A 24,685-nucleotide genomic window follows, 5' to 3' on the forward strand; every position below is an offset into this window, starting at 1 on the left:
ATGCGCAACCGTATATTAGCCTTGCTATGTGTATACAGCGCAGCCGCCTCTGCGGCGGAGGTCACGGTCAATTTTAAAGCCAATCTGCTGGCAACAACCTGCGCCATCAACCTTGTTGTGGGTTCAAACCAGGCAACGAATCAGACGATCGACTTTGGCATACTGACCTGGGCTGATATAGAAGCCAGGGGAAGCAATACCCGTAAAGACTTTTCTCTGCAATATAGCGGCTGTTATATCACCCAATCAGGTAAAAAAACCACGCAAACACTGGACTGGATACAAACTAAAGTAACGGCCAGTAATACCTGGAGCGGATTTCCCACCGAAATGAAGGGCGCAAGTGATGTGGCCGTCGCAGGTATCTTATACCGCACCGCTGATTTAAATACGGCAATATCACTCAACAATAAGGTCATTATCTGGAGTAGCACAGAACGCGGTAACAGCAAACTGCCGTTATCCCTGTTATTACGACCAACATCAGCGTCATCGACACAGCATAGCGGGCTCTATAACGCAACGCTGACCTTCGTTACCACCTATCAGTAGGAGCGTTCATCATGGTGAAACCGTATTCGCTGGCTTTTTTGCTACTGATTTCCCCACCATCATGGTCGGATGTCAGCAGCAGTACCAATTCGTTAACGGTTCAAGCCGAAATTGTCACCGGGACCTGCGATATCACCGCGTCTAATGTGGATCTCGGCGATCTGAATGCCAGTGAGTTTGCCGCTGGCGGAGCATGGGCGGGGTTATCCGCGATTACGCCGGGCAATGTTGCCACACAGCCGCTGAAGGTCAGCGCCCGCTGTGATTCAGGTTCAGCCGGAAAAACATTAGTTCTTAGTTTTAAACCGCAAAAGGCCCAGCTTAGCGGCAATCAAATCTTTCCCAATGAATATATCGGCCCAACGGGCAGGGTAAAGGCAACGTCTGCGGCGGAAAATATCGGTGTGGTGGTTTTTTCCGGCAGTACCAATGTGCTGAATAAAGACAACTCCTCCGCGGTAAACGTCGCCAGTTACAAAGGGTCCGACACTACGTATACCGATTACACCTTTAAAGCCCGTTATCAACAAATTGATACCTCGAAAATCGTTATGTCTGGCGGGGTATTAAGCCAGGTACAAATCAGCGTGAGTTATAAATAATGATTAACGACACCCCAATCAATATTCGTTCAGTAATTATGCATTTATTTTTTTCCACGGGATTATGGGTATTAAGCGTTTATATCAATCAGGTCCAGGCCTATGAATGTAATTTTCAACCTGAAAATCAGGCTCAAATTCTCAGTGCCGGCACATTGACAGTGGGGAGTTTCAATCCGTCAAGTACCACTCTCACGCGGTTGGGCGAATTCCCCGCTATTGAAGTTGCTTTACTGGAGTGCGGCACCGGTGATGATGGTGCGGACTGGTACGGATGGTCGGAGGCTTCCAATTCGACAGGCGTTAAATCCGGTTATTATCAAGGAGAGGGATACTCATACAACAGGTCATTTTGGCCAACAAATATCCAGGGAATATATTATTCAGTACGCATCGCAAACGTGGAGACAGCTTATCTGCCGACTGGAACCACAGAAACTCGCATGGTCGACTATTCAGGTCACGGTAATACCGATCATCCTACCTACGCAATGATTGAAATCTGGCAATACGGTGAAGTCGTCGCCGTGGGCGATGCCCACCCTACGCAAAATGGCTTAATTGGGACATTCCGTGCTGGTTCGCTTGATGAGGGCGACAAAGAGAAGCTCAAAATTAACGTCAATAGCGCATCGTTCACCGTTAAATTCACCACCCCGACCTGTAATTTATCTGTCTCGCCGAGCACCATTGATTTCGGTGACGTTGGCAATGACAAGCCGCGCAAAACCTTTACCTTGAAAAATAGCGGCTGCGTGAATGCCTCGGGGGTAACGTTAAAGCTGACATCCACAAAAACAACTTACGACGATTCAAACGTATCCATTCTCGCCAACACCACCACCGGCTCATCTGCGGCAGGAGGACGAGGCGTTGCGGTCTCATACGAAGGTTCACCACGAAAATATCTTTCAGCTAATGATACTACCTCCATAGCAACCATCAATTTCGGCGGTATTGTTTCATCAAAAGATATTCCCATGGCCGCCCTGCTCACCTGTACGTCTGGTAACAAAAGTACCTGTGATAACTATACCCCCGGACGGTTCACGGCATCGGGCATCATTAGCGCGACATACAGGTAAGGCTAAATCCGGTAATGTCTGACTGCACATTACCGGATTAATAACCCGCCATCCGGTTATCACTTCCCCAACGAGGTGCAAATTTCGAGTTAGGGAAAGCCAGTCGATACTCCGTTATCAGGCGTTGTACGCATTTTCGCCGTGGCTGTTGACGTCCAGTCCTTCGCGTTCCTGTTCTTCCGGCACGCGCAGCCCGACGGTTAAATCTGCCACTTTATAGCCGATGAAGGCCACCACGCCCGACCAGACAAGGGTGATACCGATGCTTTCCAACTGTACCAGCACCTGGTGGCCCATGGTGACGCCTTCAGCGTAGCCCACGCCACCCAAAGAGGTTGAGGCGAAAATACCGGTCAGGATACAACCGATGATACCGCACACACCGTGGACGCCGAATACATCGCACGGGTCATCAACGCGCAGCCAGCGTTTCAGTGAGGTGACGCCCCACAGCCCCGCCAGACCAGCGATAACGCCCAGAATCAACGCCCCACCGACGCCGATAAAACCACATGCAGGGGTAATGGCAACCAGGCCCGCAATAGCACCGGAACACGCCCCAAGCAGAGACGGTTTACCGCGCAGCGCCCATTCACCAAATATCCAGCCGAGAATCGCCGCCGCCGTGGCAACCACCGTGTTAACGAATGCCAGACCGGCAATTTCATTCGCCGCACTCGCCGAACCGGCGTTGAAGCCGAACCAGCCAAAGTAGAGGATAGCTGTGCCGATAAACACCATCGGCAGGTTGTGCGGTTTGAACGCTTCTTTGCCAAAGCCCACGCGTTTACCGATCAGGTACGCGCCCACCAGCCCCGCCACTGCGGCATTAATGTGCACCACGGTTCCTCCGGCGAAATCCAGCGCCCCGTGGCTTGCCAGCAGGCCACCGCCCCACACCATGTGGGCAATCGGCACGTAGGAGAGCGTCAGCCAAATCACCACAAAAATCAGTACCGCAGAGAAACGAATGCGCTCCGCCAGCGCACCGACGATAAGCCCCACGGTGATACAGGCAAAGGAGCCCTGGAACGCCACGTGGATATACTGATAGAACGAGCCCATCAGGTCGGTGATTTTGATATTTTTCAGCATCACCCAATCCAGGCTACCGAAGAAGCTGCCGCCCGTGCCGAACGCCAGCGAGTAGCCATACACCACCCACAGCACGCAGACCAGCGCGAAAGTCACCGCCACCTGCGTCAGCATCGAGAGCACGTTTTTGCCGCGAATCAGGCCACCGTAAAACAGCGCAATCCCCGGAATGGTCATAAACAGCACCAGCGCGGTACACAGCATCATAAAGGCGTTATCCGCTTTATCAACCACCGCCGGTGCTGCCATCGCCAGCCCCGGCAACAGTGCCAGCGCCCCTAACCCCATTTTTACCGTTGTTGTTTTCATCATCTCTCGCCCTATTACTGTGCGTCGTGGGATAATTACAGCGCCGCTTCGTCGGCTTCGCCGGTACGAATGCGGATGACGCGCTGTAGTTCGGCAACAAAAATCTTACCGTCGCCAATTTTTCCGGTGTAAGCGGCTTTGCTTATCACATCGACGACTTCATCGAGCTGATCGTCGGCGATAGCCACATCAATCTTTACTTTCGGCAGGAAGTTGACGCTGTATTCCGCGCCACGATACAACTCGGCGTGGCCTTTCTGGCGACCAAAGCCTTTCACTTCTGTCACCGTTAAGCCCTGAATGCCGATAGAAGACAGCGCTTCGCGAACGTCTTCAAGTTTGAATGGTTTGATTACCACGGTAACCAGCTTCATAGATCCCCTCCAGTCAGAATTCGGTAGTGGCTGCGTACTCCAAAGAGGTAAAGCAAGGGACATGCCAGAAATGAAAATTCGAGTGCCGAGCGGCTGGAATGGGGGTTTTCGTGGCGACAATACCGCACGATAAACAAAAAACGCACCATGCAGGTGCATGATGCGTTTTGGCAAACCCATGTGTTAGAAAAATGCTTAACGCTGGTGCATCAGGCGGTCAATGCTTCGTCCTGCGCGCTGGCGGCCAGTTCTTCTCCGGCTAGCTGTAGCTGGTACATCTGCCAGTAACGCCCTTTCGCTTCAAGCAGTTGCTGATGCGTGCCCTGCTCAACGGCCTGCCCGCGATGAAGCACCATAATGGTATCAGCTTCGACAATCGTCGAAAGACGGTGCGCGATAACCACCAGCGTGGTGTGCTGGCGTACCGCTGCCAGCGCCTGCTGAATGGCCTGCTCAGTGCCAGAGTCGATATTGGCGGTGGCTTCATCAAGAATCAGCACCTGCGGTGTTTCCACCAACACCCGCGCCAGCGCCAGCAGTTGTTTCTGCCCAACCGAGAGGTTATTCCCCTGCTCGCCCAAATGGGTGTGGATACCGTCGCTCATGCCACGCGCCAGCGCTGCCAGTTGCACCGTTTCCAGCACCTGCCAAACCTGCGCTTCGCTGATCTCTCGCCCCAGCGTCACGTTGGCAAAGAACGAGTCTGCCAGCACAACCGGATCTTGTTGCACCACCGCAATACCCTGCCGCAGCACCTGATGGCTTAAGCTCGGTAACGGGCGGCCTCCGAGGCGGATCTCGCCAGAGTTTGGCGGGTAATAGCCCATTAACAGGCTGGCAAGGGTACTTTTTCCGCTACCGGTATGACCAACCAGCGCCACAAAACTGCGCGCCGGAATCGACAGCGAAATATTTTGCAGCACCAGTTTGTCATCGCGATAAGCAAACGAAACATTATCGATATCGATATTACCGCTCTCTAACGGGGCCATATCGCTACCGTATTGCTGGCGCGGCCCGTCCATCAGTTCAAAGACACGCTCCCCAGCCACCACCGCCTGTTGCAGCATCGACTGTTGGGTAGTGAGTTCGATAAGCGGTTCGTTGAGCCGCCCCAGGTAACTGATGAAAGCGTACAGCACACCCACTTCGATAGTGCCCTGTGCGCTAAAACCGAACAGCATCAGCAGGCCACACAGCACCAGCGAGGAAAACAGGCTCAGCAGCGGGCGCAGCAAGAAACCGTCCAGACGCAGCGTTTGCATACGCGCCATATAGTGCGAACGGCTAACGTCGCCAATACGCTCGCCAAAGCGCACCTGTTGGCGGAACTGCTGAATCACGCTCATGCCGTTAATGACTTCGTTAAAGTTATCGTTGATATCCGCCAGGTAGGCGCGCACGCGGCGCACAATCGGCGTGCTGTAGCGTTGATAGATAATCATCACGGTCATAACAGCCGGGAAAATCGTGATGGCCACCAGCGCCATTCGCCAGTCCAGGCTGAACATCGCCACCAGCATCGCGCCGATCAGCGCCGCACTTCTCAGTACTGTCGCGACAACCGTTACATACAGGTCACGAATCACTTCAGTGTCGTTGGTGACGCGGGAGATAAGCTGCCCGACTGGTTGCGTATCAAACTCGCTCAGCGGCTGGCGTAGCGCGGCATCCATAACGTCGCTGCGCAATTGTTGCACCACGCCGACTGCCGCCTGATTAAACAACAGCGACTGACTGTAATGCAGCCCCGCCGCCAGCAGTTGCAGGCCGATATAGGCCGCTGCCAGCCCAGCAACTTTACCAAGCGGTAAACTCTCTTTTGCCACCATATTGTCAATAAAGTAGCTTATCAGCAGCGGCCCGCTGACTTCCGCCGCCGCCGCTACCCACAGCATCACCACCGCAATAGTCAGCGGTTTACGCCACGGCGAGCCATAAGCCAGCAGGCGTTTTAAGGTTGGCCACAGTTGCCCAAAACTACGCATCGGCTCCCTCCGGTTTGTCTTCTTCCGGCACGTCATTGAGCGCAGCCTCTAACTGTTGATAACGGTACATATCGCGATACCACCCAGGCTGCGCCGCCAGTTGTTCGTGCTGCCCGCGCTGGGCAATATGCCCATGCTGCATCACAATGATTTCGCTGGCATCGAGCAGCGCCAACAAGCGATGCGCGCTGATAATCACCGTGCGCCCCTCGCCCCACTGGCGCAGGTTATGCAGAATTTGGTGCTCAGTGCGACCATCAACCGCCGACAACGCATCGTCGAGGATCAGGATTTCCGCTTCCAGCAACAGCGCTCGAGCAATCGAAATACGCTGTTTTTGACCGCCGGAAAGCATCACACCGCGCTCGCCAACCTCGGTGTCATAGCCTTGCGGCAAGCGCAGAATGTCGTCATGCACACAGGCTAAACGTGCAGCGCGCTCAATCTCCTCTTGCGTTGCGCTTGGGCAACCCAGCGCAATATTGCTGGCGACAGTGTCAGAAAAGAGAAATGGCGTTTGGCTCACCACCGCCAGGCGGCTGCGCCACGTGTCCAACTGAAGCTGGCGCAGCGGGATATCGTGGAAGCGAATGTCTCCTTCATCGATATCAAAATGGCGCTGAATCAGCGACAGGATCGTCGATTTCCCCGAGCCTGTCGGCCCGCAAATCCCCAGCATATTGCCCGGTTGCAGCGTAACGTTGACGTCGCTCAGCGTCGGTTTATCGGCTTGTGGGTAGGTAAAGCGGTGAATCGCCAGCGCCAACGAGCCACGCCCTTCAGGAGCCGGTTGGTCACCATCGTTAACCACGGGCGCTTCCGCCAGTAGCGTGCGGATACGGCTATAGGCCGCGCTGCCGCGCTCCACAATGTTGAACATCCAGGCCAGCGCCAGCATCGGCCAAATCATCAGTCCCAGATACATCATAAAGCTGGTGAGCTGTCCGAGCGTCAGCTCATCTTGCATCACCATCCAGCTTCCCCCGGCGATCGCCAGCAGGTTAGCCATACCGATGGCGATATATATCGTCGGATCGAAACGGGCGTCAATGCGCGCCACGCGCATGTTTTTTACGCCAGTATCTGCCGCATCGGCGGCAAACTGCGCCGATTGCCTATCCTCAAGGCCAAAGGCTTTGATCATCCGAATGCTGGTCAGGCTTTCCTGGGTGCGGTCATTAAGGCTGGAAAATGCCGCCTGAGCCACTTTAAAGCGTTCATGCAGCAGGTTGCCGTAGCGATGGATCACCAACGCCATAACCGGCATCGGCAGCAACGCCAGCAGCGTTAACTGCCAGCTAAGTTGTGTGGACATCACAATCAGCACCGCGCAGCCCATCACCAGTGAGTCAACCAGCGTTAACACGCCTTCCCCAGCGGCAAAAACGACGCGGTCAACGTCATTGGTGGCGCGCGCCATGAGGTCACCGGTGCGGTGGCGCAGATAAAATTCGGGATGCTGGCGGCTCAGCTGACGGTAAAAGTCTTCGCGCAGTTCAACCGCCAACTGATAGGACGCACCAAACAACAGTACGCGCCAAACGTAGCGCAGCAGATAAACCACCACGGCAATCAATACCATAGTGCCTAGCCACATCATCACCTGTCCGGTGGTGAGGCGATGTTGAGTCACGCCATCAACCACAATCCCCACCACTTTAGGCGGGATGAGTTGCAGGATGGCAATGATGATTAGCAACGAGACTGCGCCGAGATAACGACGCCATTCTCGGCGGAAGTACCAACTTAATTGAGCAAATAATCGCACGCGGTAAAATCCTGAACGTGTACACTCACCGTTTTTCAAGATGCCGAGGCATATGCCATGACACCTTGAAATTCATAGAGTTAGATCCCAGAGAAAGCGTTATTCGATGGGGAGCGCTGTGGTGTATTTAATTTGTTCCATCGCAAAGCTTGAGGTGACGTCTGACAATCCGGGGACGCGGTTCACCAGGCTTTTATAAAAATCATCGTAGCGTTTCATGTCCGCAACCTGGACGCGCATCAGGTAGTCATACTCCCCCGCCATGCGCCAGAAGCCCAACACTTCAGGCATTTGCGTCACTTCGCTCACAAAAAGGCTGTACCAGTCGCTGCTGTGATGTTGTGTTTTTATCAGCACAAAGGCCGTTAATCCTAAGCCAAGTTTTTCGGCGTCCAGCAGCGCCACGCGACCCAGCAACACACCGTCATCTTCCAGCCGTTTGAGCCGTTTCCAGCACGGTGTGGTAGTCAGATTAACGGCATCTGCCAACGCCTGCAAAGAGAGTGTGCAGTCATTCTGGAGCAAAGCCAGTAGCTTTCGGTCAATTTTATCTAACATTTCGCCCACCGAGAGAAAATATTTCTCTCTTAATTGTATTTTAAAGGTTAGATAGCAACAATTTTTTCTGCACTTTTCGCTAAGCTGGGCACAAAATGACAAACGGGAAATGATGATGAAAAGCACCTGGGTCAAAAACGCGATTAGTGAAATCAACGCCGATTACCAACGCAGCGCCGACACGCATTTGATTCGCCTGATGCTGCCCGCCTTCCCCGGTATTCAGCTCTATTTGAAAGATGAAAGCACGCACCCAACCGGTAGCCTGAAGCACCGTTTAGCACGCTCGCTGTTCCTGTACGGTTTGTGCAACGGCTGGATTCAGGAAGGCACGCAAATCATTGAGTCGTCCTCCGGTTCAACGGCGGTGTCCGAGGCCTATTTTGCGCGGCTGTTGGGGTTGCCGTTTATCGCCGTCATGCCTTCTTGTACTGCGAAACGCAAAGTGGAACAAATTGAGTTCTACGGCGGGCGCTGTCATTTCGTCAACAACGCGGCGGAAATCTACGCCGCTTCTGAAACGCTGGCGCGCGATCTGAACGGCCATTATATGGATCAGTTCACCTATGCGGAACGCGCCACCGACTGGCGCGGCAACAATAATATCGCCGACAGCATTTTCCGCCAGATGTCCCACGAGCCGCACCCGGAACCAGCCTGGATAGTGATGAGCGCTGGGACTGGCGGCACTTCCGCCACCATTGGCCGCTATATTCGCTGCCAGGGTTACGAAACGCAGTTGATGGTCGTTGATCCGCAAAACTCAGTGTTTATGGATTACTGGCACAGCCGTGACGCCAGCCTGCGCGGTTCCATCGGCAGCAAAATAGAAGGGATTGGTCGCCCACGCGTTGAGCCGTCGTTTATTCCCGATGTGGTCGATGACATGATGCGAGTGCCCGATGCCGCGAGCGTCGCCACCGCGCAGTGGCTGGAAAGTCAACTGGGACGGAAAGTCGGTGCATCAACCGGCACCAATATGTGGGGCGCCCTGCAACTGGCGGCGCAAATGCGCGCAGAGGGGAAAACAGGTTCTATCGTTACTCTGCTGTGCGATAGCGGCGAGCGTTACCTGGATACCTACTACAACCCGCAGTGGGTTTCGGAAAATATTGGCGACGTTGCACCGTGGCATAACAAAATCAACCAGTTACTCGCACAATAAAAACCCGCCTTTTAGAAGACGATGCCGTTCGATTAAGAACCGTTATCTCGTCCAGCCTGTAAAGCACCGTGCGTTCATCGTTGCGTCGGTGCTTCCTTACATGTGGGAAAAGCTACTGTTGACCCTGTGTAACCACCACCGTATTAAACCCAATAACTCCCTCTAACAATGTCTATCTCCAGCAGACCGCTAGTATTTTCAACACCTTTAAATCAGGTATAAAACCGATAGCCCCCAGACAGTCTGGATAATACCATCTCGCCAGAATTACTTATTTTTATATTTGTAATTTAACTTTAACGGCTGACATTTGAAATAACAGAACCCCACATAGATTAACTCATCAGAAGAAAGAGGGCGTTCTACTGCTATAGCGCAAAAAGATATTTAAGGGCTTTTATTTAAATAATGTCACTCCATAGCTGAATGACTCAGCGACGAAGTTGAAATTATTCCCTTCGAGAGAAAAGAACCCGCTTTATAGGGCCACGCCATTGAGAGCCTTAACCCTGCCATGAAGATATCCGCCCAACCTCTCCTGCGCCTTATAAATAAAACAGCCCACTCACAGACACAACAAATTTAACACAGGCGTCCCCCTAAAGGGGCGACTCAGTATTCTAAATGGAGCTTACAATAATGCAGAAAGATATTTTATCACCCCATTCGGCGGTAATTAAGAAGGTAATGGCATCAGCCATTCTGGCGGTCATGTTGTCAGGTTGCGCAACGCGCCCAACTGACATTGAGGCGCGTAAAGATTATTTTGCCAACCATGCTTTTAAAGCCACCAGTCAGAATGAAAGGGTTCGGTTTCTTGTTATGCACTATACCGCACTGGATGACTATCACTCACTGAAAACACTCACAAAGAACCTGGTCAGCGCCCATTACCTGGTGCCGAAAGAACCGCAATTAATACAGGATAAACCCGTCGTCTTTGAGTTAGTTGACGAAAACAAGCGGGCATGGCACGCCGGTGTCAGCAGTTGGAATGGCAGGACCAACCTCAATGATACTTCTATCGGAATAGAAATTGTCAACCCAGGATATACCGATAGTCTGTTGGGACGGCGAACCTGGTATCCTTTCAACGAAAACCAGATAGTCGCCGTGGCTGCCATCGCCAGGGATATTATTCAACGTTATCAGATTTCGCCTGATAATGTGCTCGGACACAGCGACATTGCCCCTCTTCGTAAACAAGATCCTGGAAAACTATTCCCCTGGGAGCGCCTTGCTACAATGGGGATAGGTGCCTGGCCTGATAAATCGACCGTCAGCAAATATCTTGCAGATCGTTCACCGGACTCCCCTGCTGAGGTCAACACCATTCAGTCATTGCTGAAGCAGTACGGCTATGACCAGATCCCCCAGAATGGCATTCTGGATGAAGAAACGCGGAAAACACTCAGTGCCTTTCAGATGCACTTCCGGCCAGCAGATATCAGCGGTAATGCCGATGCAGAAACCGAAGCCATTGCCCGTGCGTTGCTAGAAAAATATCGTAATACGCCTCCCCAGATACCACCGAAGGTTATCTGAAACGGGGAAGTCGAGTAGGCAATAAAAAAAGCCAGGCTGATTAAGCCTGGCTTGCTGGAAGGTCTCTCTATTCGGGGGAATAAGGAAGATTAGGTGTGTCCAGCCAATGTGTTAAATAGTGGGAAACCGCCTGAGTGTTGCAGTCTCCGATAATCGGTAAGTGAGGCAGCGCAGCTTTAAGCTGCCCCATCGCGTTGCCCATGATCACGCCACGGCCCACGCGCTCTAACATTTCGCGGTCGTTCATCGCATCGCCAAAAGCCATACATTCGCCCATCTCGACGCCAAGATGCGAACCCAATACCGCCAGCGCCGAGCCTTTATTACTGCCAAGCGGCAGCACTTCCAGGCAGTTTACCGCCGAAAAGCAGATATCAGCGCGCTCCTCTAACGCTTCCATCAGTTGAATTCGCAGATGGCAGAGAGAGTCGTGATCGCTACAGAAACAGATTTTAGTCACCTGATGCGCGGGGATCCGTCGCAAGTCGCACAACTGATAACGAAAACCGCTCAGAGAGTGCGCCTGCAACATCTGCGGGACTTCGTATCCGGTAAACCAGCCGTTATCGTTAAAGATGTGGATGCTGGCCTGAGTATCCCAATGGCTATGCAGCACCAGCTCTGCAACATCTGGGGGGAGATCGCTTTGATGTAATAGCTCACCCTGCGGTGAATGAACGCGAGTACCGTTGCTGGTAATCAAAAACGCGTTGAGCGACAGCTTTTCCACCAGCGGGCGCATCTCCAGCACGTGTCGGCCCGTGGCAAACGTCAGCGTGATATTGTGTTCGCGCAGCCGTTGTAATGCCGCCACGGTTCTGTCACCCAATCGATGATTTGGCATCAAAAGTGTGCCATCCATATCAAACGCCGCCAGTTTTGCCATTTTTTATCCCGCTCGTGATCGTGCTCTCTTGCCACTCAGTATCCGCTGGGATATACGGAAGTAATACTGAATACTTCATATTTATTGTTCCGGGTTTTTATGCGCCAGTTAAACCGTTTAAATCAATTCCAACGTCTGTGGCAACCTTCGCAGGGTGATGAGCAACAGGCCACCATCGCCGAGCTGGCGGCGCGCTGCTTTTGTAGTGAGCGGCACGTGCGCACACTGCTACGCCAGGCGCAAGAGGCGGGATGGCTGAGCTGGCAGTCGCAGTCGGGGCGCGGCAAACGCGGGCGTTTGACGTTTCATACCTCGCCGGATGCCCTGCGCAACGAGATGATGGAGATAGCGCTCAACCGTGGGCAGCAGCACAATGCGCTGGAGCTGGCGCAAATTGCGCCGGTCGAACTACGGGCGCTGCTGCACCCGTTTCTCGGCGGCCAATGGCAAAACAACACGCCCACGCTGCGTATCCCCTACTACCGACCTTTAGAACCGTTGCATCCGGGTTTTTTAGCAGGCCGTGCCGAACAACATCTGGCCGGGCAAATTTACTCTGGCCTGACCCGCTTCAACCGCGATGCCTCCCAACCGCAGGGGGATTTAGCGCATCACTGGTCGGTTTCTGCCGACGGGCTTTGCTGGCAGTTTTATATCCGCTCGACGTTGCACTGGCACAACGGCGACGCCGTAGAAACAGAGCAGTTGCGCCGCCGGTTGCTGATGTTGATGGAGTTGCCCGAGCTGGCAAAGCTGTTTTCCAGCGTCGCTACCATTGAACAAACCCACCCTCAGTGCCTGACATTTACGCTGCATCGCCCGGACTTTTGGCTACCGCACCGTCTGGCAAGTTACTGTAGCGTGCTGGCACACCCGGATATTCCCACGCAGGGCACGGGGCCGTTTATGCTGAAAATCTTTGAGCCGGAGTGGGTTCGCCTTGAGAGCCACTCTCGCTACCATTTGAGCCATCCACTGCTGCAAGCCATTGAATACTGGATAACGCCACAGCTTTTTGAGCAGGGTTTAGGTACAAGTTGTCAGCATCCGGTCCAGATAGCCATCGGTAAGCCAGAGGAGTTAGGCGATCTGCGCCTGGTGAGCCACAGTATTAGCCTCGGTTTCTGCTATTTAGCACTGCGCCAAAGCCCACGCCTCAGCATGGCGCAAGCGCAGCGGGTATTAGCCATCATTCACCGTTCCGGCCTGCTACAAAGCCTGCCATTAGGGGAAAACCTAATTACGCCCAGCGAGGAGTTGCTGCCAGGCTGGGCGATTCCGTTGCTCCATGAAGTGCCGGAGGTTCCCCTGCCAGCTAAACTCACCCTGCTTTATCATCTACCGGTTGAACTGCACACCATGGCAGAACAGCTAAAAACCGCACTGGCACAGCTTGGCTGTGAACTGACAGTGCTGTTCTACAACGCCAAAAGCTGGAACGGCTGCCCATATTTGCCGCAGGCCGACCTGTTTATGGGCGACCGCCTGATTGGCGAAATGCCGGAATACGCGCTAGAACAATGGCTGCGCTGTGACGCGCTTTGGCCCGCGTTATTGACTGACAGCCAGGCAGCGCGAGTCAACGCCGAGCTAGACGAGGCACAAGCCCTGCCCGAAGATCGGCAGCGTATTGCCGCGCTGAAACATATTTTTACCCGTCTGATGCGTGATGCGATTCTGACACCGCTATTTAATTACCAATATCAGGTGAGCGCGCCGCCGGGCGTTAACGGTATTCGCCTGAATGCCCGTGGTTGGTTTGATTTTGCCGAAGCCTGGCTGCCGCCCGTCTCCCGGTGAAGAAGCTGGTCGCCACGGCGCACAGGCGTTACCATAGCGGCTTTGAGAATCAGAGACAGGAAAAGCCATGAAACGTGCCGTTGTCGTCTTTAGCGGTGGACAAGACTCCACTACATGTCTGGTGCAGGCGTTGCATCACTATGATGAAGTTCACTGTGTCACGTTTGATTATGGTCAGCGCCATCGCGCAGAAATTGACGTTGCTCGTGAGCTGGCTCTGACCCTGGGCGCTCGCGCACATAAAGTGCTGGATGTCACCCTGCTGAATGAATTGGCGGTGAGCAGCCTGACCCGCGACAGCATCCCCGTACCGGATTACGAACCGGATGCTGACGGCATTCCCAATACTTTTGTTCCAGGGCGCAATATTCTGTTCCTGACGCTGGCGGCAATTTACGCCTATCAGGTTAAAGCGGAAGCGGTCATTACCGGCGTGTGTGAAACCGATTTTTCTGGTTACCCAGACTGCCGCGACGAGTTTGTTAAAGCGCTGAACCATGCGGTGAGCCTGGGTATGGCGAAAGATATTCGTTTTGAAACGCCGCTGATGTGGCTGGATAAAGCTGAAACATGGGCGCTCGCCGATTATTGGGGCAAGCTAGAGTTAGTGCGCAGCGAAACGCTCACTTGTTATAACGGTATCAAGGGCGATGGCTGTGGCCATTGTGCGGCCTGCAATCTGCGCGCTAACGGGTTAAATAACTATCTGGCCGATAAGCCTGCTGTGATGGCGGCAATGAAGCAAAAAACCGGTTTGAAGTAATCGTCATTGCCGGGGGCGCTGCGCTTGCCCGGCCTACACGGGTATCAGCTTTCGCGTAGGCCTGATAAGCGAAGCGCCATCAGGCATTGCGGTGCTGTTTTGCCGGATGGGGGCGATGCCTTATCCGGCCTACACCGGTATCAGCTTTCGCGTAGGCCTGATAAGCGAAGCGCCATCAGGCAGCACGGTGCTGTTTTGCCGGATGGCGGCGTTGCTTTACCCGGCCTACACCGGTATCAGCTTTCGCGTAGGCCTGATAAGCGAAGCGCCATCAGGCATTGCACGTCGTGCAACAAAAAATCTGGCGGAATTACTCCACCATCAGCTCCAGATGCTCACGCAACACACCTTCCAGCGGCAGCGCCTTTTGTGTTCTCAAATCAATACACACGAAGGTGATCTGCGCATCGGCAACCACCTGCCCTTCAGGCTCAAGCGTAACCACCTGGCTTAACACACCGCTTTTGCCATTCAGTTGCTCAACTTTGCTGGTCACCGTGAGTAAATCGCCCAGCACCGCAGGACGCCGATAATTAATGTTGATATTCACCACCACAAAGGCGATGTGGTTTGCGCTCATCCACTGGAACCCAGCGCTACTTTCCAGCCCTTCCCAGCGAGCCTCTTCAAGAAACTCCAGATAACGAGCGTTATTAACGTGTTGGTAAACGTCCAAATGATAACCGCGAACTTTTATTTGCGTCTGCATAGCGCCATAGCCTTACTATTGTTGTCATTAATAGAGTCAGAGGTCATACCACTGGTATGACCTCTTTAGTCTGGCAAATTTTCAGCCGAGTGCAAACTGACTGGACGAATTAAAGCGTGAGATGGGTAAGATTTCGCTCAACCAACGACGCCCCCATACCAGGCACTTGCTTGAGGTCATCCACTGTTTTGAAGGGGCCGTACTCTTCACGATAGCTGACAATAGCCTGCGCTTTTTTCAACCCAACACCGTTCATCACCCGCGCGAGTTCCTCCGCTGATGCGCTATTGATATTTACCCTGGTGCCTTCATCGTCAGCCGTTTTAGCGCTCACTGCGGATTTGGCGGAATCTGTCGGCGCCTCGCTGGCTTTCGTTTGAGATACCTGTGTTTTTTGCGCCGTCAGTTGCGCGGCCTGAACGCTACCCGCCATTCCTGAACACGCCAGTACGGCAGCCATCACACACATTTTGATTCCACATTTCATCTTGATTTCTCCTTGTTGGTTAATTGCGAGAGAACCATAACGGCTGTGGCGAGGCAGTACAAAAGGCAAATAATAAATGTGGAAAAGGCCGCGTAAGCGGCCTTTGAGGTGTACATCGCATTGCAAATTTATGCGAGGCTAATTCCGATTATTGCTGCTGGTCGATGATATCGCCGAGCTTAATTTTCGCGGCTTTACGCAGGTTGCTCATCAACGCTTCGAAAGCAACCTGGGCATTATTTTGGGTAATCCCCTGCACCATCGCTTTTTTCTGCGCTTCCGGCATATTCCCGGTTTTCACTTCGTCCAGCGCCAGCAGAACCACGTTGCCCTGCATATCGTTGCCGATACCGTAGCTTGGTTTGTCTTTCTGCGGCAGCGGCAGTGCGAAAGCGGCCTGGCTCAGCGGATCCTGGCCAGTACGGCTTAGCGTTTTGCTTGCGCTAAAGCTCAGACCTGCCGCTTTCATCGCTTCATCACCTTTACCGTCTTTCAGCGCCACCAGCAGCTTGTCGGCATCCAGCTTCGCCTGTTGCACGGCTTTATTGTGCTTAACGATATCGGTCACTTGCGCTTTCACCTCAGCCAGCGGCTTGACCGCTTCGGCTTTGTGCTCGCTGATACGCAGCACGAAGGCACGATCGCCATCGACGGTGATAATGTCGGAGTTGCTGCCCGGCATACCACTTTCACCGACCAGACCACCGTTGAAGATAGCGTCGGAAACCGGTTTAAAGTTCAGCTCAGCAGGCAGAGTGTTACGGTCAAACCAACCGGTTTCTACCGCTTTTACACCCGCCGCCTGCTCTGCGCCTGCCAACGAGTCGTTATCGTTGCTGGCCGCATCGCTCACTTTCTGTTGCAGTGCGTAGTAAGCGTCGAGGGATTTCTCCTGCTTCACTTTGTCGGCGATATCTTTACGCACGTCCGCCAGCGGTTTTACCTTCGCCGCTTGCACATCGTCGAGGCGCACAACCAGGAAACCTACGGAGGATTTGATAACACCAGACAACTGGCCTTTTTCTTTCAGACCGGCATTTTTCAGTTCATCAGGCGTGGTGGAATCTTCCAGCCAGCCCATGTCGCCGCCGTTACGCGCCGAGATAATGTCGGCAGATTTCTCTTTTGCCAGCGCCGCGAAGTCTGCGCCTTTGTTCAGTTCATCAAGAACCGCTTTAGCATCGGCTTCCGTTTTGGTCTGAATCACGCTGTAGCGCGTACGCTGCGGCTGAGTGAATTGATCCTGGTGCTGGTCGTAGTAAGCCTGAATGTCTTCATCAGTGACCGGCTGGCTCATAGAAGCAGCATCCAGCTTGATGTAGCTCACACGGAACTGTTCCGGTGCCACAAACTGGCCTTTGTTCTGCTCGTAGTAGCTTGCCACTTCCTGGTCACTTACTGTCTGCTTCGCCGCCAGCGCATTCACGTCAATTGTCGCTTCACGCACCAGACGCTGTTGCGATACCAGTGCCGCCAGCTCGTCAACCTCGCCAGGCAGCATGAAGTCCGTACCCGCAACAGCGTTGATAAGCTGTTGAGTGGTTAACTGATTACGCAGTGCCTGAGCGTATTGGTCAGCGCTTAAGCCCATCTGATTCACCAGCGCGTTGTAGCGGGTGTTATCAAATTTGCCTTCGCTCTGGAATGCCGGAGTGGCGAAAATCGCTTTACGCACCTGCTCGTCGCTGATGCCGAGGCCTAAGTGCTTTGCATACTGGTCAAGCAGCGCTTCGTCAATCAGACGGTTCAGCACCTGCTGACGCATAGATTTGATGTAGTTCTCGTTGGCAGCCAGTTCAGAATACTGATCACCAAGCTGCTGCTGCATACGGTTACGTTCGCTAGCAACGGCATTTTCAAACTGGGCGCGACCAATTTCCTGGTCATTAACTTTTGCGGCATAATTATTGTTACCGCCAATCAGGTAGCCACTCACGCCGGTCAAAATGAACGACACGATAATGATACCGAAAATTACTTTGAGCACGACGCTGTTGGCTGCCGTACGTAAATTGTCCATCATGGTGTAACAACACTCCGCTGTAGGTGACAAGTACCTCGTGCAGCATAGCACGTGTGGCTGCTGCGCGTGAGGGCGTATTTTGACAAGAAACCGGGGCGGTTGTCAGCTACACTCCGCATATAAACTGTTAAAAGTAGGCATTAAGGCATAAAAAAAGGCACATCAGATGATGCGCCCTTGTACTTTGCCACGTTCCCTTAATGGGAAAGCGATCAGTTAACCGCGTCTTTCAGTGCTTTACCTGCACGGAATGCCGGTACTTTAGCAGCGGCGATAGTGATCTCTTTACCGGTCTGAGGGTTACGGCCAGTACGGGCAGCACGCTCTTTAACAGCAAAGGTACCAAAACCTACCAGTGCTACATCATCCCCAGCTTGCAGAGATTCAGTAACAGAAGCAATTAAAGCATCTAACGCACGTCCAGCTGCAGCTTTGGAGATATCCGCGCCAGCAGCAATTTTGTCAATCAGTTGAGATTTGTTCACTGTTCTCTTCCTCTCTTTATTATTTATATCGCACCTGAATCCTTCAGGGTGCAATCGCGGAGCAGTTATATCAGGACTCCCATGCCCTTACAACACCCGTTGCTAACGACACACCTGCCAGCCGTCTAAATTAGCGAGACAAAAAAAGGCTGGCAAGTCAGTTTACGCTTGCCAGCCTGTTTTTTATTAGCGCTCTTTGCGCGAGGTCACTATTTTGCGCTTACAACCTGCATACCCGTAGGTTCATTTTGCAGAGCAAGAGCCAAAACTTCCTCGATTCGTTTCACCGGGTGAATATCAAGGTCGGCCAAAACGTTGTCTGGAATCTCTTCCAGATCACGTTTGTTCTCATCAGGAATCAGAACAGTCTTAATGCCGCCACGATGTGCCGCCAGCAGTTTTTCTTTCAGACCACCGATTGGCAGCACCAGGCCACGCAGGGTAATTTCCCCTGTCATTGCTACGTCTGCACGTACCGGGTTGCCGGTCAAACAAGAAACCAGCGCGGTACACATCGCGATACCGGCGCTTGGACCGTCTTTCGGTGTAGCCCCTTCCGGTACGTGAACGTGAATGTCGCGTTTTTCGTAGAAATCTGGGTTGATGCCCAGTTTTTCCGCACGCGCACGCACCACGGTCAGCGCTGCCTGAATAGACTCCTGCATCACTTCACCCAGAGAACCGGTGTAGGTCAGTTTGCCTTTACCCGGAACACAGGCGGTTTCGATGGTCAGCAGGTCGCCACCCACTTCCGTCCATGCCAGGCCGGTTACCTGGCCTACGCGGTTTTCGTCGTCAGCGCGACCGTAGTCAAAACGCTGAACGCCGAGGTAGTCGTGCAGGTTGTCACCGTTAATCTCGATATGTTTCAGCTCTTTATCCAACAGAAGCTGTTTCACTGCCTTACGGCACAGTTTCGAGATTTCACGTTCCAGGCTACGCACGCCCGCTTCACGGGTGTAGTAACGAATGATGCCAACAATGGCGCTGTCATCTACCGTCAGTTCGCCTTTTTTCAGGGCATTACGTTCAATCTGCTTCGGCAGCAGGTGACGCTTGGCAATGTTCAGCTTTTCGTCTTCGGTATAGCCAGACAGACGAATCACTTCCATACGATCCAGCAGTGGAGCCGGGATGTTCATGGAGTTAGATGTCGCGACAAACATCACGTCGCTGAGATCGTAATCCACTTCCAGGTAGTGATCGCTAAACGCCACGTTCTGTTCTGGATCAAGCACTTCCAGCAGAGCCGATGCCGGATCGCCACGCATGTCAGACGACATTTTGTCGATCTCATCCAGCAGGAACAGCGGGTTTTTAACGCCCACTTTCGCCATCTTCTGGATAAGTTTGCCCGGCATTGAGCCGATATAGGTACGGCGGTGACCACGGATTTCCGCTTCGTCACGCACGCCACCCAGCGCCATACGCACGTATTTACGTCCGGTAGCTTTGGCAATGGACTGCCCCAGAGAGGTTTTACCCACCCCAGGAGGCCCTACCAGGCACAGGATTGGCCCTTTCAGCTTGTTCACACGGCTTTGTACCGCGAGATACTCAAGAATTCGGTCTTTGACGCGCTCAAGGCCGTAATGGTCGGTATCGAGGATTTCCTGCGCCTGGCGAAGGTCTTTTTTAACCTTGCTGCGCGCATTCCACGGAACCTGCACCATCCAGTCGATATAACCGCGAACCACGGTAGCTTCTGCTGACATCGGCGACATCATTTTCAGCTTTTGCAGTTCAGCTTCGGTTTTCTCTTTTGCCTCTTTCGGCATTTTGGCCGCGTCAATTTTACGCTTCAGCGCTTCGTTTTCGTCCGGCGCGTCGTCCATCTCGCCCAGTTCTTTCTGAATGGCTTTCATTTGCTCATTCAGATAGTACTCGCGCTGAGATTTTTCCATCTGCTTTTTCACGCGGTTGCGAATACGCTTCTCAACCTGCAGCAGATCGATTTCCGACTCCATCATCGCCATCAGATATTCCAGACGTTCGTTGATGTCAGACATCTCCAGAACGGACTGTTTATCAGCCAGCTTCAGCGGCATATGCGCTGCGATGGTATCCGCCAGGCGCGCAGGGTCGTCGATACTGTTGAGCGACGTCAGCACTTCAGGTGGAATTTTCTTATTCAGCTTGATATAGCCTTCAAACTGACCTATTGCGGTACGTACCAGCACTTCCTGCTCGCGCTCTTCAATGGCTGGCGATTCAAGGTATTCTGCCTTTGCCTGGAAGTATTCGCCGTTATCAGAAAGCGTCGTGATGCGCGCGCGCTGTAAACCTTCGACCAGCACTTTGACCGTGCCGTCTGGGAGTTTCAGCATTTGTAAAATAGAGGCCACGGTCCCGACGGTGAAAAGATCGTTTACACCCGGCTCGTCCGTTGAAGCATCTTTCTGCGCGACCAGCATGATTTTTTTATCATGATCCATGGCCGCTTCGAGACAACGGATAGATTTTTCCCGCCCTACAAATAAGGGAATGACCATGTGCGGATAAACCACCACATCGCGCAACGGCAATACGGGGATTTCAATGCGTTCAGAACGCTCAGGATTCATAGAGCTCTCTCTTAAGTTTAGTGTCCGCCAGGTAACCTGGTTATGCGACGAGGTTTCGCACTACCATCAACATGTAACCAGTATATGGGGATGTATTCCACACATTCAACGCTATGAATACGGAAAAATAAAAGGGGAGATAAAATCCCCCCTTTTTGTTTAATTGATTGTATAAAATGGCTAATTATTCGCCAGATGCCTGCTGGGCTTCTGGTTTTCCGTAGATCAGCATCGGTTCGCTTTGCCCCTCAATCACCGACTCATCGATGACCACTTTTTCGACGTCTTCCATAGAAGGCAGATCGTACATGGTATCGAGCAGCGCAGCTTCAACGATCGAACGCAGACCACGAGCACCGGTTTTACGCGCCATCGCTTTCTTGGCGATAGCATCCAGCGCTTCGTCACGGAATTCCAGATCCACACCTTCAAGATTAAACAACGCCTGATACTGTTTAGTCAGGGCGTTTTTCGGCTCTTTGAGGATCTGAATCAGCGCATCTTCACTCAGTTCGTTCAGTGTCGCGACAACCGGCAGACGGCCGATGAACTCAGGGATCAGACCAAATTTGATCAAATCTTCTGGCTCCACCTGAGACAGCAGTTCGCCTTCGCTGGCTTTATCCGTTTTCGATTTAACCGTTGCGCCAAAACCGATACCTGAACCCGTTTCTACGCGGTTCGCGATCACTTTATCGAGGCCTGCAAACGCACCACCACAGATGAAGAGAATCTTCGAGGTATCAACCTGGAGGAATTCCTGCTGTGGATGTTTACGTCCACCCTGTGGCGGAACGGCAGCCACAGTACCTTCGATAAGTTTCAGCAGAGCCTGCTGTACACCTTCACCGGACACGTCACGGGTAATCGACGGGTTGTCAGACTTACGGGAAATCTTGTCGATTTCATCGATATAAACAATACCGCGCTGCGCTTTCTGTACGTCGTAATCGCACTTCTGCAACAGTTTCTGAATAATGTTTTCAACGTCTTCACCCACGTAACCTGCTTCGGTCAGCGTGGTCGCATCGGCCATGGTGAACGGAACGTCCAACAGGCGCGCCAACGTTTCAGCCAGCAGCGTTTTACCGGAACCGGTTGGGCCAATCAGCAGAATGTTGCTTTTACCCAGCTCTACGCCTTTGTTGGTGTCGCCATTACGCAGACGTTTGTAGTGGTTATAGACCGCAACGGCCAAAACCTTTTTCGCCTGTTCCTGACCAATAACGTAGTCATCAAGATGGTGGCGAATTTCATGTGGGGTCGGCAGTGCACTGCGTTCGCGATGCGGTGCGACTTCTTTAATTTCTTCGCGAATGATGTCGTTACATAAATCGACACATTCGTCGCAGATATACACGGATGGGCCGGCGATGAGCTTACGCACTTCGTGCTGGCTTTTGCCGCAAAAAGAGCAGTACAACAGTTTGCCCGAGCCATCTTTGCGTTTATCTGTCATGAGTCAAAACCTCTTTTTAAGTTCTTTGTGCCGCGTATGACGACGCAAATGCCATTCTTAAGCGCAAGCGTTGTGCCGCCTTTAAGTAGTATATACCTTGCGGCGACACGTGCCGTGATGGCATTACTTACGATGACTCAAGATAGAGTCAACTAAACCGTACTCCACCGCTTCGTCGGCAGACAAGAAACGGTCACGTTCGGTGTCACGTTCAATCTGCTCCAGAGACTGGCCAGTATGGTGCGCCATAAGCTCATTCATGCGCCCTTTCACTTTCAGGATCTCACGGGCGTGGATTTCGATATCCGTCGCCTGGCCCTGATAACCGCCCAGAGGCTGGTGAATCATCACGCGGGAGTTCGGCAAGCAGAAACGCTTACCTTTTGCGCCTGCGGTCAGCAGGAACGCGCCCATTGACGCCGCTTGCCCCATACAAATGGTGCTGACGTCTGGCTTGATAAACTGCATGGTGTCATAAATGGACATGCCAGCCGTAATCACGCCGCCAGGGGAGTTGATATACAGGTAAATGTCTTTTTCCGGGTTTTCCGCTTCCAGAAACAGCATTTGCGCCACAATCAGGTTCGCCATGTGGTCTTCCACCTGGCCGGTCAAAAAGATGACACGCTCTTTAAGCAGACGGGAGTAGATATCAAAAGAACGTTCGCCACGGGAGGTCTGTTCAATGACCATCGGCACCAGGGCCATGTGGGGTGCAAAGTTATCTCGTTCGCCACTGTATGACATTTCCGTCTCCTGGATAAAAAATAAAATAGCCACAACATTCTGATTATAGCGATGCGGCGAGTGATTCGTTTTCCCAGTAATGGGTACGATCTTACCCTATTTCAAGCATAACAATATTTTGTTGTTACGCTATACACAAAATAACCCAAGTCGCATCCCTAAACGCTCTCACAGTTAAAACAGCGCTGAGTAACGCGGCAAAATGCGGGTCAGTTAACCACAAGCCAACGCGGATTTTGCATACAGGAAGACGTATATAGCACCCAAACACCGTTTTATCACGCAAGCGTTGGCTATTACTGCAATAAAAAAACCCGTTACCAGAGGGCAACGGGTTTTTCTCTAAACCGTAAACCGGAAGCTAAATTAAGCCTGCTGGTTCATCAGTTCGTTGAAGGAAGTTGCTTTTTCAGTCACTTTCGCTTTTTCCAGAACCGCTTCAACAGCCTGTTCTTCCAGAGCGACACTGCGCATGTTTTCCATCAGCTCTTTGTTTTTGCTGTAGAATTCAATAACTTCTTTCGGATCTTCGTACGCGGAAGCCATCTCTTCGATAAGCGTAGCAACGCGTGCTTCGTCAGCTTTCAGCTCGTGGGTGCGAATCACTTCGCCCAGCAGCAGGCCAACAACAACGCGGCGTTTCGCTTGCTCTTCGAACAGTTCGCGAGGCAGTTCCATCGCTTGCTGTTGGTTGCCACCGAAGCGCTGTGCAGCCTGGCGACGCAGAACGTCGATTTCGCTGTCGATCAGTGCAGCAGGAACGTCGATTTCGTTCGCGCTTACCAGGCCTTCGATAGCCTGAGATTTAACACGGTTACGTACCGCGCCTTTCAGCTCGCGTTCCATGTTTTTACGCACTTCAGCGCGCAGACCTTCTACGGAACCATCTTCAACGCCGAAACGTTTGATGAATTCAGCAGTCAGTTCTGGCAGCTCACGTTCTTCAACTTTTTTCAGGTTGATAACGAATTTAGCCGCTTTACCTTTCAGGTTTTCAGCGTGGTATTCTTCTGGGAAGGTCACGTCGATGGTGAACTCTTCGCCCGCTTTGTGACCTTTGATACCGTCTTCAAAGCCTGGGATCATACGACCCTGGCCCATTGCCAGTACGAAATCAGTCGCTTTACCGCCTTCGAATTCTTCGCCGTCTACAGAGCCGGTGAAGTCAACGGTAACACGGTCTTCAGCGTCAACTGCGCCGTCTTTGTCTTTCCAGGTTGCCTGCTGCTTACGCAGAGTGTCCAGCATGCCGTCAACGTCAGCGTCGGTCACTTCAACAACTGGTTTTTCAACTTCGATAGCGTCCAGGCCTTTCAGCTCAACTTCTGGGTACACTTCGAATTCTACCGCGTAGGTGAAATCTTCACCCAGCTTGTATTCGCCAGGAACGTAGTTCGGTGCGCCAGCCGGATTAATTTTTTCTTTGATGATCGCGTCAACGAAGTGACGGCTCATCAGGTCACCCAGCACGTCCTGACGAACAGAAGCGCCATAACGCTGAGCAACAACATTCATTGGTACTTTGCCCTTACGGAAGCCGTCAATGCGTACTTTTTTTGCTACGTTGACCAGCTCGCTTTTTACAGCAGTTTCGATGCTGTCAGCAGGGATAGTAATCGTTACGCGGCGGCCAAGGCCCTGAGTGGTTTCAACTGAAACTTGCATCTTGTTACCTCAAAAAAATCACAGTGCTCGGTCAACTCTGAGTTTTGCCTCGCAAT

At 52.6% G+C, this 24,685-nt stretch carries 21 protein-coding genes; 7 read left to right on the forward strand and 14 right to left on the reverse strand.

Going from position 1 to position 24,685, the window contains the following annotated elements:
- Genes AC6I4B_RS17470 through AC6I4B_RS17480 form a run of 3 tightly spaced genes read left to right on the forward strand, consistent with a single transcriptional unit; the run spans nucleotide 1 to nucleotide 2,239 of the window.
- Nucleotides 1-552 (forward strand): fimbrial protein, encoded by a 552-nt coding sequence (locus AC6I4B_RS17470; RefSeq protein ID WP_497766994.1) that lies wholly within the window; start codon nucleotides 1-3, stop codon nucleotides 550-552.
- Nucleotides 553-563: 11 nt separating this feature from the next.
- Nucleotides 564-1,154: a fimbrial protein gene (locus AC6I4B_RS17475; protein ID WP_497766995.1), complete on the forward strand. Its 591-nt coding sequence runs from the start codon at nucleotides 564-566 to the stop codon at nucleotides 1,152-1,154.
- On the forward strand, nucleotides 1,154-2,239 hold the full coding sequence (locus tag AC6I4B_RS17480; RefSeq protein WP_497766997.1) for a fimbrial protein: 1,086 nt from the start codon (nucleotides 1,154-1,156) through the stop codon (nucleotides 2,237-2,239). The genes AC6I4B_RS17475 and AC6I4B_RS17480 overlap by 1 nt, the downstream gene beginning before the upstream one ends.
- A 117-nt stretch (nucleotides 2,240-2,356) precedes the next feature.
- Here AC6I4B_RS17480 and amtB read toward each other — a convergent pair whose 3' ends face one another.
- From amtB to AC6I4B_RS17505, 5 genes are all read right to left on the reverse strand, one after another.
- Complete coding sequence (amtB, locus tag AC6I4B_RS17485; protein WP_497772220.1) at nucleotides 2,357-3,643, reverse strand: ammonium transporter AmtB; 1,287 nt, start codon at nucleotides 3,641-3,643, stop codon at nucleotides 2,357-2,359.
- A 35-nt stretch (nucleotides 3,644-3,678) separates the two neighbouring features.
- On the reverse strand, nucleotides 3,679-4,017 hold the full coding sequence (glnK, locus tag AC6I4B_RS17490; protein ID WP_004858743.1) for a P-II family nitrogen regulator: 339 nt from the start codon (nucleotides 4,015-4,017) through the stop codon (nucleotides 3,679-3,681).
- Nucleotides 4,018-4,226: 209 nt separating this feature from the next.
- A complete protein-coding gene (locus AC6I4B_RS17495; protein ID WP_497766998.1) occupies nucleotides 4,227-6,005 on the reverse strand; it encodes a SmdB family multidrug efflux ABC transporter permease/ATP-binding protein in 1,779 nt (592 codons plus the stop codon).
- Nucleotides 5,998-7,773, reverse strand: coding sequence for a SmdA family multidrug ABC transporter permease/ATP-binding protein (locus tag AC6I4B_RS17500; protein WP_497766999.1), 1,776 nt, complete (start codon nucleotides 7,771-7,773; stop codon nucleotides 5,998-6,000). Before AC6I4B_RS17500 ends, AC6I4B_RS17495 begins: the two co-directional genes overlap by 8 nt.
- Nucleotides 7,774-7,872: 99 nt before the next feature.
- Nucleotides 7,873-8,331, reverse strand: coding sequence for an Lrp/AsnC family transcriptional regulator (locus AC6I4B_RS17505; RefSeq protein ID WP_035895169.1), 459 nt, complete (start codon nucleotides 8,329-8,331; stop codon nucleotides 7,873-7,875).
- A 115-nt stretch (nucleotides 8,332-8,446) separates the two neighbouring features.
- Here AC6I4B_RS17505 and AC6I4B_RS17510 point away from each other — a divergent pair, with 115 nt between their 5' ends.
- Nucleotides 8,447-9,496 carry a PLP-dependent cysteine synthase family protein gene (locus AC6I4B_RS17510; protein WP_497772221.1) on the forward strand — a complete coding sequence of 350 codons (1,050 nt, stop codon included), beginning with the start codon at nucleotides 8,447-8,449 and terminating at the stop codon, nucleotides 9,494-9,496.
- A gap of 675 nt (nucleotides 9,497-10,171) precedes the next feature.
- A complete protein-coding gene (locus AC6I4B_RS17515; RefSeq protein WP_497772223.1) occupies nucleotides 10,172-11,041 on the forward strand; it encodes an N-acetylmuramoyl-L-alanine amidase in 870 nt (289 codons plus the stop codon).
- Nucleotides 11,042-11,108: 67 nt separating this feature from the next.
- Here the strand turns inward: AC6I4B_RS17515 and cof are convergent, their stop codons facing one another.
- Nucleotides 11,109-11,927 carry an HMP-PP phosphatase gene (gene cof, locus AC6I4B_RS17520; protein WP_497767001.1) on the reverse strand — a complete coding sequence of 273 codons (819 nt, stop codon included), beginning with the start codon at nucleotides 11,925-11,927 and terminating at the stop codon, nucleotides 11,109-11,111.
- Between the two features lie 99 nt (nucleotides 11,928-12,026).
- Here cof and AC6I4B_RS17525 point away from each other — a divergent pair, with 99 nt between their 5' ends.
- The gene (locus tag AC6I4B_RS17525; RefSeq protein ID WP_497767003.1) at nucleotides 12,027-13,727 is read left to right on the forward strand and encodes an SgrR family transcriptional regulator; all 1,701 of its coding nucleotides are present in this window, start codon (nucleotides 12,027-12,029) and stop codon (nucleotides 13,725-13,727) included.
- 67 nt (nucleotides 13,728-13,794) lie between these two features.
- Nucleotides 13,795-14,490 (forward strand): 7-cyano-7-deazaguanine synthase QueC, encoded by a 696-nt coding sequence (gene queC, locus AC6I4B_RS17530; protein WP_497767004.1) that lies wholly within the window; start codon nucleotides 13,795-13,797, stop codon nucleotides 14,488-14,490.
- Nucleotides 14,491-14,800: 310 nt separating this feature from the next.
- Here queC and AC6I4B_RS17535 read toward each other — a convergent pair whose 3' ends face one another.
- From AC6I4B_RS17535 to tig, 8 genes are all read right to left on the reverse strand, one after another.
- Nucleotides 14,801-15,199 carry a YbgC/FadM family acyl-CoA thioesterase gene (locus AC6I4B_RS17535; RefSeq protein ID WP_497767006.1) on the reverse strand — a complete coding sequence of 133 codons (399 nt, stop codon included), beginning with the start codon at nucleotides 15,197-15,199 and terminating at the stop codon, nucleotides 14,801-14,803.
- Between the two features lie 109 nt (nucleotides 15,200-15,308).
- Complete coding sequence (locus AC6I4B_RS17540) at nucleotides 15,309-15,686, reverse strand: helix-hairpin-helix domain-containing protein (RefSeq protein ID WP_497767007.1); 378 nt, start codon at nucleotides 15,684-15,686, stop codon at nucleotides 15,309-15,311.
- A 148-nt stretch (nucleotides 15,687-15,834) separates the two neighbouring features.
- Nucleotides 15,835-17,709 carry a peptidylprolyl isomerase gene (ppiD, locus tag AC6I4B_RS17545; RefSeq protein WP_497767009.1) on the reverse strand — a complete coding sequence of 625 codons (1,875 nt, stop codon included), beginning with the start codon at nucleotides 17,707-17,709 and terminating at the stop codon, nucleotides 15,835-15,837.
- 212 nt (nucleotides 17,710-17,921) lie between these two features.
- On the reverse strand, nucleotides 17,922-18,194 hold the full coding sequence (gene hupB / locus AC6I4B_RS17550; RefSeq protein ID WP_035895161.1) for a nucleoid-associated protein HU-beta: 273 nt from the start codon (nucleotides 18,192-18,194) through the stop codon (nucleotides 17,922-17,924).
- A gap of 209 nt (nucleotides 18,195-18,403) precedes the next feature.
- Nucleotides 18,404-20,758 carry an endopeptidase La gene (lon, locus tag AC6I4B_RS17555; protein WP_497767010.1) on the reverse strand — a complete coding sequence of 785 codons (2,355 nt, stop codon included), beginning with the start codon at nucleotides 20,756-20,758 and terminating at the stop codon, nucleotides 18,404-18,406.
- Nucleotides 20,759-20,942: 184 nt separating this feature from the next.
- Nucleotides 20,943-22,217, reverse strand: coding sequence for an ATP-dependent protease ATP-binding subunit ClpX (gene clpX, locus AC6I4B_RS17560; protein WP_497767012.1), 1,275 nt, complete (start codon nucleotides 22,215-22,217; stop codon nucleotides 20,943-20,945).
- A gap of 123 nt (nucleotides 22,218-22,340) precedes the next feature.
- Nucleotides 22,341-22,964, reverse strand: coding sequence for an ATP-dependent Clp endopeptidase proteolytic subunit ClpP (gene clpP, locus AC6I4B_RS17565; RefSeq protein ID WP_497767014.1), 624 nt, complete (start codon nucleotides 22,962-22,964; stop codon nucleotides 22,341-22,343).
- A 366-nt stretch (nucleotides 22,965-23,330) separates the two neighbouring features.
- Nucleotides 23,331-24,629: a trigger factor gene (tig, locus tag AC6I4B_RS17570; RefSeq protein WP_497767015.1), complete on the reverse strand. Its 1,299-nt coding sequence runs from the start codon at nucleotides 24,627-24,629 to the stop codon at nucleotides 23,331-23,333.
- Between the last annotated feature and the right edge of the window lie 56 nt (nucleotides 24,630-24,685).

The sequence above is a fragment of the Kluyvera fluvialis genome, assembly GCF_059725275.1.